Origin of the sequence: Microbacterium testaceum (assembly GCF_001476285.1) — a bacterium.
Lineage (GTDB): Bacteria > Actinomycetota > Actinomycetes > Actinomycetales > Microbacteriaceae > Microbacterium > Microbacterium testaceum_B.
Map to the genome: position 1 here is coordinate 1 of NZ_LDRU01000093.1, position 9,478 is coordinate 9,478.

Annotated in this window: 12 protein-coding genes and 1 pseudogene; 2 read left to right on the top strand and 11 right to left on the bottom strand. The window is 70.1% G+C overall.

Translation table 11 applies throughout. The annotated features are described in order from the left end of the window. The first annotated feature begins 103 nt into the window (after nt 1-103). The gene (locus tag NS283_RS19360) at nt 104-238 is read left to right on the top strand and encodes a hypothetical protein (RefSeq protein ID WP_275934957.1); all 135 of its coding nucleotides are present in this window, start codon (nt 104-106) and stop codon (nt 236-238) included. Nucleotides 239-258: 20 nt separating this feature from the next. Here the strand turns inward: NS283_RS19360 and NS283_RS15080 are convergent, their stop codons facing one another. From NS283_RS15080 to NS283_RS15125, 10 genes are all read right to left on the bottom strand, one after another. Beyond that, the gene (locus NS283_RS15080; protein ID WP_153003388.1) at nt 259-924 is read right to left on the bottom strand and encodes a DUF3060 domain-containing protein; all 666 of its coding nucleotides are present in this window, start codon (nt 922-924) and stop codon (nt 259-261) included. A gap of 206 nt (nt 925-1,130) precedes the next feature. Further along, the gene (locus NS283_RS15085) at nt 1,131-2,036 is read right to left on the bottom strand and encodes a tyrosine recombinase XerC (RefSeq protein ID WP_058597679.1); all 906 of its coding nucleotides are present in this window, start codon (nt 2,034-2,036) and stop codon (nt 1,131-1,133) included. Nucleotides 2,037-2,159: 123 nt separating this feature from the next. Further along, complete coding sequence (dprA, locus tag NS283_RS15090) at nt 2,160-3,320, bottom strand: DNA-processing protein DprA (RefSeq protein WP_058597680.1); 1,161 nt, start codon at nt 3,318-3,320, stop codon at nt 2,160-2,162. Further along, nucleotides 3,317-4,840: a YifB family Mg chelatase-like AAA ATPase gene (locus NS283_RS15095; RefSeq protein ID WP_058597681.1), complete on the bottom strand. Its 1,524-nt coding sequence runs from the start codon at nt 4,838-4,840 to the stop codon at nt 3,317-3,319. The genes dprA and NS283_RS15095 overlap by 4 nt, the downstream gene beginning before the upstream one ends. Continuing rightward, a complete protein-coding gene (locus tag NS283_RS15100) occupies nt 4,837-5,199 on the bottom strand; it encodes a YraN family protein (RefSeq protein WP_058597682.1) in 363 nt (120 codons plus the stop codon). The genes NS283_RS15095 and NS283_RS15100 overlap by 4 nt, the downstream gene beginning before the upstream one ends. A gap of 106 nt (nt 5,200-5,305) precedes the next feature. Beyond that, nucleotides 5,306-5,629 (bottom strand): DUF2469 family protein, encoded by a 324-nt coding sequence (locus tag NS283_RS15105; protein WP_013586353.1) that lies wholly within the window; start codon nt 5,627-5,629, stop codon nt 5,306-5,308. A 113-nt stretch (nt 5,630-5,742) separates the two neighbouring features. After that, nucleotides 5,743-6,363, bottom strand: coding sequence for a ribonuclease HII (locus NS283_RS15110; protein WP_058597686.1), 621 nt, complete (start codon nt 6,361-6,363; stop codon nt 5,743-5,745). 29 nt (nt 6,364-6,392) lie between these two features. Beyond that, nucleotides 6,393-7,145 (bottom strand): signal peptidase I, encoded by a 753-nt coding sequence (gene lepB / locus NS283_RS15115; protein ID WP_058597683.1) that lies wholly within the window; start codon nt 7,143-7,145, stop codon nt 6,393-6,395. A 143-nt stretch (nt 7,146-7,288) separates the two neighbouring features. Beyond that, on the bottom strand, nt 7,289-7,636 hold the full coding sequence (gene rplS, locus NS283_RS15120; protein WP_058597687.1) for a 50S ribosomal protein L19: 348 nt from the start codon (nt 7,634-7,636) through the stop codon (nt 7,289-7,291). Between the two features lie 160 nt (nt 7,637-7,796). Beyond that, a complete protein-coding gene (locus tag NS283_RS15125; RefSeq protein ID WP_058597684.1) occupies nt 7,797-8,288 on the bottom strand; it encodes a hypothetical protein in 492 nt (163 codons plus the stop codon). Between the two features lie 109 nt (nt 8,289-8,397). Between NS283_RS15125 and map the strand changes: the two genes are divergently transcribed. Next, on the top strand, nt 8,398-9,180 hold the full coding sequence (map, locus tag NS283_RS15130) for a type I methionyl aminopeptidase (protein ID WP_058597685.1): 783 nt from the start codon (nt 8,398-8,400) through the stop codon (nt 9,178-9,180). Between the two features lie 59 nt (nt 9,181-9,239). On the opposite strand, the pseudogene NS283_RS18455 reads toward map, so the two are convergent. Further along, nucleotides 9,240-9,478: pseudogene (locus tag NS283_RS18455) on the bottom strand (tRNA (guanosine(37)-N1)-methyltransferase TrmD); the annotation flags it as partial.

Consider the following 9,478-nt stretch of genomic DNA (forward strand, 5'->3'; position numbering starts at 1 on the left):
TCGGCACGTGGCAACGTTCGTCCACGGCATCAGTCTGTTGACGACTCTCGAGCCCGTCACGATGGAGCTGGCTGTGTGAGACGCCGTCGCGCGGGGATCGCCGGTGGGCGGGGTCGCGACGGGTGGGCACACCGGGCCGGGGACGGTGCACTTCGGTGTGCGGCTCGACGGGGAGTACATCAACCCGCTGCGGCTCCTGGGGGGTGTCCCGCGGGCGGTGCTCCTGCCGTGCTGCTGAAGGCCGACGCGGAGATCGCCTCAACCGATCTGGTTGTCGCGACCCTCGACCACGCGATCGCCGACGCCCCCGCCGGCGGTCACGGCGTTGTTCTGACCGCGGACCGCGACGGACGAGATCGCGCCCACCGCGGTGACCCGGGTTCTGTCGCCGCTCAGATCGACGCTGCCGATCGTCCCCGCTGAACTGATCGCACCGTCGTTGCCCTGCACCGAGACCGTGCCGATCTCAGCGGCGTCCACCCGGACGCGGTCCCCCGCGATCACGAGGGAGCCGATACGCGCAGCCGTCGCATCGACGGTCAGCGCGCTTCCCGAGACCGACAGCGCGGCGCACGACCCCTCGACGCGCACGGTCTTCTCGCTCCCCGAGATCGATGCGGACTCTCCCTCGGCACAGGTCACACCCTCGCCGGCCGCCGTGCCGCCGTTACCCGTGTCGCCGTTACCGCTTCCGTTGTTCGAGGACGCGGATTCCGCGGGCGCCGGGGTCGACGCAGCGAACGACGGGCTCGCGGGGACCACCGACGGCGACGGAACGGTCACCATGGGCTGTGCCGCGCCCTCGCCCATCCCCGGGGGCAGGCGAGTGACGGTCGGCTGTGGCGCGAGCGCGCAGCCCGTCAGCAGCGCGACGAGAACCCCTGCCCCCAGCGCGACGCTTCGCGCACGTCCCCGTCGATTCACTCTTCCACGGTACGGCTGGCGGTGGGGCGGGCGCTAGCTGTCCCGACCTCTGCGAGTTCCACGCCGGTCTCGGCCGTCCCAGCTGATGCGGCACGTGACGGACACGGGTCGATGGGCAGGCCGCTGGCGCTCGCCTGACGGTGAGCGCAGACAGGACGCGAGCCCGCGGCGCATCACGCGGCGCGCGGCAAGAACTCGCCGGAAGTTCAGGCGCGCGGGTGCGCGAGCCGGTAGGCCTCGCGTAGTCGCTCACCCGAGACGTGGGTGTAGATCTGCGTCGTCCCGAGACTCGCGTGCCCGAGGATCTCCTGCACGGTCCGCAGATCTGCACCGCCGTCGAGAAGGTGGGTGGCCGCGGAATGCCTCAAGGCGTGCGGGCCGAGAGCCTCGGCTCCCACGGCGGGGCCGACGACCCGTGACACGAGCGCATGGACAGCACGGGGGCCGAGCCGCGCGCCCCTCGCACCGATGAACACGGCGCGTCCGGCCCCGCCATCGTCGCGTGCGCTCAAGACGGGCCGTCCGCGCACGAGGTAGGCATCCAGTGCGCGCGCGGCGGGGAGGCCGTACGGAACGACTCGCTCTTTGTCTCCCTTGCCGTGCAGGCGGAGGGTGCGATTGTCACGGTCCACGTCATCGAGGTCGAGTCCGCACAGCTCCGACACGCGCGCGCCAGACCCGTACAGCATCTCCAGGACGGCGTGATCGCGAAGCTCGAGGGGGTCGCCGGTCTCCGCGCGGGTTGCGGCACTCGCGAGAACCTCGTCGAGAGCCGAGCTCGTCGCGACGACGGGCAGCGTCCGCCCCCGTTTCGGGGCGACGAGGCGGGCCGACGGGTCGGAGTCGATGAGGCCCTCGTCTCGCGCCCACGAGAAGAAGGCACGGACGGACGACGTCCGTCGAGCGGCGGTTGCTTTGGACAGGCCGGCGGTCGTCGCCTGCCACTGCCATTCGCGGAGCCTCTCGATGTCGAGGTCTGCCAGCTCAGGGTCGCTCGTCGAGCGCACCAGGTCGGCGAGGTCGGATCGGTACGCGCGAACGGTGGCCGGCGAAAGTCGGCGCACGGTCGCAAGGTGCGACAGGAACGCCTCGGCGGCGACGGAAGAGCGCATGAGTCCAGATTGCCCCCGTCGGGCGGCGAGGGGTGACAGGGCGCGCGCTGACTCCTCGTCGAACGGTGATTCCCGGCAGCCCGCGTCGTGGGGAAGTGCACACCGACGCCGCACGGACTTCCGTCACTCGCGCATCGCACGCCAGCCTCCGTCGTCATCCCGCACCACCCGTCCCTCGAGCTCGGCGAGTCCGAGGTGAGTCTGCGCCTCAGCCACCGAGAGCCCGCTGCGGCGCGCGATGTCGTCTGCCTGCCGCCCGACGCGCGTGGAGAGCGCGTCGAAGATGCGAGTCGTCTCGTCCGTCCGCTCCTCGTCAGGAAACTCCGCGGGAACCTGTGTCATCGACACGTCGCCGAGCATCTCGCGCACGTCCTCCGCCGAAGTCACGCACACGCCGCCGTACTCCCGCAGGATGCGATGGCACCCCGCGGATGCCGCCGAGGTGACGGGCCCCGGAACCGCCCCCAACGCTCGGCCGAGAGTCGCCGCGTGCGCCGCGGTGTTCAGTGAGCCACTCCTCCACCCGGCCTCCACCACGACCACGGCGTCCGCCATCGCGGCGATGAGGCGATTTCGTGCGAGGAACCTCCATTTCGTGGGGCTCGATCCGCACGGGGTCTCGCTCCAGACCGCGCCGGATACGGCGATCCGTTCGAGCAGCCCTTCGTGCCCGCGCGGGTACGCCCGATCCACTCCCCCCGCGAGGAAGGCGACCGTCGTCGCGCCCGCCGACAGCGCCGCCCGATGAGCGGCCCCATCGATCCCGTAGGCCGCCCCCGAGATGATCGTGACCCCGGATTCACCGAGTTCAGCGGCGAGGTCGGCGGTCACGCCCTCGCCGTACGGCGTCGCCGCGCGCGCACCCACGATCGACACGGCCGGTGCGAGGGGGTCTCCGACGCTCCCCCGCACCCACAGTGCGACGGGAGCGTGGAAGCCGAGGTCGTCGACACGCGACGGCCAGTCGGGATCGCCGGGCACCACCAGGCGGGCCCCCGCTCGTCGAGCGCCGTCGAGAGCGGATCGGACGGCCGCGGGGCGCAACCTCGGCGACCACCGCGCGCGGGCCGCCGTCCACTCGTCGTCCGTCGGCGTCGCGGCCGTCCCCAGAGCCTCCACGGCGCCGACGGCGGCGATCAGCGCCCCCGCTGCGCCGTCTCCCGGCTCGGCGATGACGTTCCAGATCGTGCGTGCATATGCCTCGGCTTCCATCCCGGCCACCACACCCGAGATGCCGGTGAGCGCAGCCCGAGCTGCATCGGGAGACAGATCGGGCAGGCTCACGCGCTCATCCCCCGCCGGAGATACAGCGCCCGCCCGATGTCGTCCACCGTGATCGCGTCGTGGCCAGCGATGTCGGCGACGGTCCACGCGACGCGGAGCAGGCGGTCGTACCCGCGCAGGGTCAGCGCGCCGCGTCGCAGCGCGGTGTCCAGAGGACGGAGGACGTCGACGGATGGAGACGCGGGCCCTCTCAGCCACGTTCCGGGAGCATCCGCGTTCCGCGACCAGGGGGTGTCCGCCCAGCGTCGGGCCGCGCGCTCCCGCGCTTCGGCGACGATGGCCCTCGCCTCACGAGTCGTGATGGTCGCGTTCTCGTTGCCGCGTCGCGCGGCGGACACCCGTTGGAGGCGCAGATCGATGTCGATCCGATCGAGCAGCGGACCGGAGAGGCGGCGCGTATACCGACGGATCGCCTGAGGCGCGCACTCGCAGGAGCCGCCGGGAACGCCGTACTGCCCGCACGGGCAGGGATTGGTCGCGATCACGAGTTGGAATCGCGCGGGATAGGTCGCGGCGACGCCCGAGCGATGCAGGTGAATCTCGCCGCTCTCGAGCGGCTGGCGCAGGGCATCGAGGACGGAGACGGGGAACTCTCCGCCCTCGTCGAGGAACAGCACGCCCTCGCTCGCGCGGGCGATGGCACCCGGACGCACGATTCCGGAACCGCCTCCGATCAGCGCCGCAGCGCTCGCGCCATGGTGGGGGCTCTCGAACGGCGGGGTCCGGGACAGCCGCACCACGGTCTCCCCTGAGAGCGAGCGAACGGAGGCCACCGACAGGGCTGCCTGGTCGTCCAGGTCGGGAAGGATGCCCGGGAGTCTGCGCGCCAGCATGGTCTTGCCTGCGCCGGGCGGACCGCTCATCAACATGTGGTGCCCACCGGCGGCGGCGACCACCAGCGCGTCCACCGCATCGGTCTGTCCGACGACGTCGGCAAGCTCGAGTGGCGGAGCGTCGTGGGCGGGTGGCACCGCAGGGAGCACCGGCTCGAGCTCTCCGGCGTCGCACGAACCGCCGTGCCACCGCACGACCTCGGCGAGACAGCCGGCGGCGCAGACCTCCATTCCGTCGACGAGCTCCGCCTCGCCTGCGTTCGCGGCCGGGACCACCACGCGCCGATGACCGGCCCTCTGGGCGGCGACCACCGAGGGGAGGACGCCGGGCACCGGGCGGAGACGCCCGTCGAGCCCGAGCTCTCCGATGTGCACGGTCGCGGCGACGCGGGCGGCATCCATCGATCCCGTCGTCGCGAGCGCGGCCACCGCGATGGCGACGTCGAAACCCGAGCCGCGCTTGGGCAGGCTGGCCGGGGAGAGGTTGACGGTGATCCGACGCTTGGGAAGGTCGAGTCCGCGGTTCGCACACGCGTTGCGGACCCGGCGACCCGCCTCTCCCAACGCCTTATCGGGAAGACCGATGATCGAGAACTCCGGGGTCTGCTGCGACAGATCGGCTTCGACGTCGACGAGGTCGCCCCGGAGGCCCGACAGAGCCACCGCCCAGGTACGGGCGACGGTCACAAGGCGTCCTCGAGGTGCTCGAGCCGCGCTGTCGAGGGGTCGGGTCCCGTCAGTGCGATCGCGTCGAGCCGCAATCGGCGCCCACGCGCCTCCGCGGGGTGTTCCCCGATCCAGGCCATCGCGAGACGCCAGAGTCGAGCGGCCTTGCGCGCGTCGATGGCGTCGAAAGGGTGACCGTACGCCTCACTCGTGCGCGTCTTGACCTCGATGACCACGAGCGCCCCGTGGTGATCCGCGACGATGTCGATCTCGCCCTGCGGACATCGCCAGTTGCGATCGAGGATGAGGTAGCCGCTGCTGCTGAGGTGGGCGACGGCGCGGTTCTCTCCGGCTCGTCCGAGTTCGTCTTTCGCTGCCATGTCCGAGAGCGTGACAGCCCCGGGCGGTCAGGTTAGTGAGAAAAGACGCCTTCGGTGGAGGAGCCGGCGATTCACCGGATTGGGGAGGAAAGCCCGACCGCGATCCTCAGTTGTCGAGCGAGAGCTCTTCGGGCAGCTGGAAGTCGCGACGCGAGAGCTCCTCGACGTTCACGTCCTTGAACGTCAACACCCGCACGGACTTCACGAACCTGTCGGCCCGGTAGATGTCCCACACCCAGACGTCCGACATCGAGATCTCGAAGTAGAAGTCGTGCTCGGTGTCGCGGCGGACGACGTTGACGTCGTTGGCCAGATAGAACCGGCGTTCGGTCTCGATCACGTACTGGAACTGCTGCACGACGTCGCGATACTCGCGGTACAGGGCCAGTTCGAGTTCGCGGTCGTAGTCCTCGAAGACGTCGTCATCCATGGTCTCTCCATCCTAGGCGCGCATGGTCGCGGAGGTCGCACGGCGTAGACGCCCCGGGCGCGTCCTCACTCGCATCCGGCGTCTGCGCCCGCCTCGTCCCAGACGAGGAGCCGTCAGAACAGCGTCGGCGCTGCGGCAACCGCCCAGGAGTGGCGATGATGCACGCTCATGCCGTGCGCCGAGATCGCCTCGCGGTGATCGAGGCTCGCGTAGCCCTTGTTCCGCGCCCAGCCGTACGCCGGCAGATCGTCGTGCAGGTAGGTCATGACGGTGTCGCGGGCGACCTTGGCGATGACGGATGCCGCAGCGGCGCTCGCGCAGTCACGGTCGGCCTTGACGATGGGCTGGACGTGCAGGCCGCGCTCCCCCGCCGGGGTGATGTAGTCGTGGTTCCCATCGAGGATGACCAGCGCGTCTTCCGGGACGACACCATGCGCGCGAAGGTCGGCTATCGCCCGGATGGCGGCGAGCCCGAGGGCGCGGATGATGCCGATCTCATCGATCTCGTCCGAGCTCGCCCACCCGACGGCGCTGTGCTGGACGAAGGCCGCCGCGCGGGCAGCCACCTCGGGCCGGCGCGCCTCCGGGACGAGCTTCGAATCGCGCAGCCCGGCTGGGACGCGCTTGCGCGATCGCGCGGGATCGATCACGGCCGCGCCCACAGCCACCGGCCCCGCGAGCGCTCCGCGTCCGACCTCGTCGCACGCGATGATCAGCGCGTGCTCTTTGAGCATGCGCCGTTCGAGCGTCAGCGTGGGTTCGATCACGGGGTCGCCTCCGGGGCGGGCACCCCCGCGAAGACGTTGTGGTGGAAGTCGATGAGCCCGAAGCGCGAGAACGGCCAGGTGATCAGGAAGGCACGTCCGACCACGTTGTCGATCGGCACGAACCCCTGTCCGGGCTGGTCCTGGTTGAAGCGGGAGTCTTTCGAGCTGTTCCGGTTGTCGCCGAGCACCCACAGCGAACCGGGGGGAACGGTGATGTCGTACGGAACAGGATTGGGGGCCGTGGCGCCGGGAGCGAGCTTCACGTACGGCTCGTCGAGGGGGACGCCGTTGACCGAGGTCTGCCCCAGGGCGTTGCAGCAGACGACATGGTCACCGGGCGTTCCGATGACACGCTTGATGAGGTGGTCATCGCTGTCGGGCGCTGACAGGCCGAAGAGCGACAGCACCCAATCCGCGCCCTCTTCGAGCGGCGGACGCGCGGGTTCGGTGTTCACCGGCAGCCAGCCACCCGGATCGCGGAAGACCACCACGTCGCCGCGCGAGTACTGCCCGAAACGCGGCGTGAGCTCGTCAACGAGGATCCGGTCCTGCTCGATCAGCGTGTTGTTCATCGACGCGGAGGGGATGTAGAACGAACGCACCACGAACGTCTTGACGAGGAACGAGACGACCAGGGCGATCAGGATGATCACGACGATGTCGCGCAGGAAGGCGCCCCATCCCCGTCGTCGACGGTCCGGAGAAGAGGATGCCATGGCATCCGGGGTCGACGCGGTCTGGTCGCTCATGCAAGATCCTTCACCGGGCTCGCCGCACGCCGGAGAACCCGCAGCAACAAGGGTCGCACATCGCACGCCCTGCGCCGGACGGCGTGGCCATGAAAACGCCGAACGCCCCGTGACGGAGCCACGGGGCGTTCGAGAGAGTCGACTCAGCGGTCGCGCTTCTCCTTGATCTTGGCCTTCTTGCCGCGCAGGTTGCGCAGGTAGTACAGCTTGGCGCGGCGCACGTCGCCGCGCGTGACGACCTCGATGTGGTCGATCACGGGGCTGTGGACCGGGAAGGTGCGCTCGACGCCGACCTGGAAGCTGACCTTGCGGACGCAGAAGGTCTCGCGCACGCCGTCGCCCGAGCGGCCGATGACGACGCCCTGGAACACCTGGATACGCGAGCGGTTGCCTTCGGTGATGTTGACGTGCACCTTGACGGTGTCACCGGGAGCGAAGGCGGGGATGTCGGAGCGGAGCGAAGCCGCGTCGACGGAGTCGAGGATCTGCATGATCATCACTTCCTGCGACCGCCACAGGTCGATCGCACGATAAGAGGGAAAAAGGTGAGGCGTGCCCGAGGCCGCGGATGCGGCGGGACTCCCCTGAGGCAGAGCCGGTCAGGGCACAAACGCCTATTCTGCCATGCCCCGCGAGCCGCACCAAACCGGCTCAGTGCCCCGGTCGGTTCTCCGGCACCACGATCACGTCGCCAACCGTCCGTGGGCGCGGCGGCTCGGACGTCGGGGGAATGTACGCGGTGCCGTCCTGCGCGTGCAGAACGGTCACCGAACCGCGCGCTTCGTTCCACAGCTGCGACAGCGACGACCAGAAGAGTACGAGCGCGCCGACCACGCTGAGAGCCAGCAGAGCGAAGAACAGCCGCGCGTCGTAGAACCCCAACGCGACGATGACGAGGTGCCAGAGCCCCAGCCCCGCGATGTCGCGCCAGCCGGCGGCACCGGATAGCCTCACGCTGGCCCGCGCTCGGACCAGCAGCGAGAGGAGGATCTCCGAGACGAACACGGTCGGGGCCGCGATCAGCAACCAGAGCAGCGCCCACCCGCTTCCGCCGGCGAACACGATCCACCCGACGAACAGCCACAGCGGCAGGACGAAGGCGGCGGGGAACAGCCATCGGAGGAACACTCGGCGAAGCACCATGGAGCGAGGCTACGCACCGTCACTGTGCAGCGCCTATGAGTGAGGAAGGCGTGCGACGGATGGGGCAGCCCCGATCGGGGAGAATGGTCGGTGACGAAGGGAACCACCGATGATCGAACTGCGCACCCCTGCCGAGATCGAGGCGATGCGGCCGGCCGGCCGATTCGTCGCCGAGGTGCTGGCGACGTTGCGCGACGAGACCAAGGTGGGCACCAATCTCCTCCACCTCGACCGTCGCGCGCACGACATGATCCGGACCGCCGGCGCGGAGTCCTGCTACATCGACTACCACCCGTCGTTCGGGGCAAGCCCGTTCGGAAAGGTGCTGTGCACCTCGATCAACGATGCGGTGCTGCACGGCCTCCCCCACGACTACGTGCTGCGCGACGGTGACCTCGTGTCGCTCGACTTCGCGGCATCCGTCGACGGATGGGTCGCCGACTCGGCCGTCTCGTTCGTGGTCGGCACTCCCCGCGACGAGGACCTCGCTCTCATCGACACCACCGAGCGCGCCCTGGTCGCCGCGATCGACGCGGCGACCGTCGGCCACAAGATCGGCGACATCTCCGCGGCGATCGCTGCCGTCGCCCACGCCGAGGGGCTCAGCATCAACACCGACTTCGGCGGTCACGGCGTCGGTCGCACGATGCACGGAGACCCGCACGTCGCCAACGACGGCAAGGCCGGGCGGGGTTACCCCCTGCGCGCCGGCCTCGTCGTCGCGCTCGAGCCGTGGTTCCTCCAGACGACCGACGAGCTCGTGACCGATCCGGACGGTTGGACCCTCCGCAGCGCCGACGGTTCCCGCGGCGCGCACTCGGAGCACACCGTGGCGATCACCGCCGACGGACCGATCGTGCTCACCGACCGGTCGTTCCTCGGCGTCGACTGACGGACGGATGACGGATGCCGCGGCCTCGAGGCCGCGGCATCCGTCATCCGTGCGAGATCTCAGTCGGAGAGAAGGTCGGGTCGGCGTTCCCGCGTTCGCTCGAGCTGCTGCTCGCGCCGCCATGACGCCACCGCACCGTGGTTGCCGCTGAGAAGGACCGGCGGCACCTCGCGTTCGCGCCAGACGGCCGGCTTGGTGAAGGAGGGGTACTCCAGCGGCACGGCTTCGGTCGACGCCTCGCCAACGCTCCCGGGATTTCCGACGCCACCGGGGCTGAGACGGCAACTGGCCGTGCCCG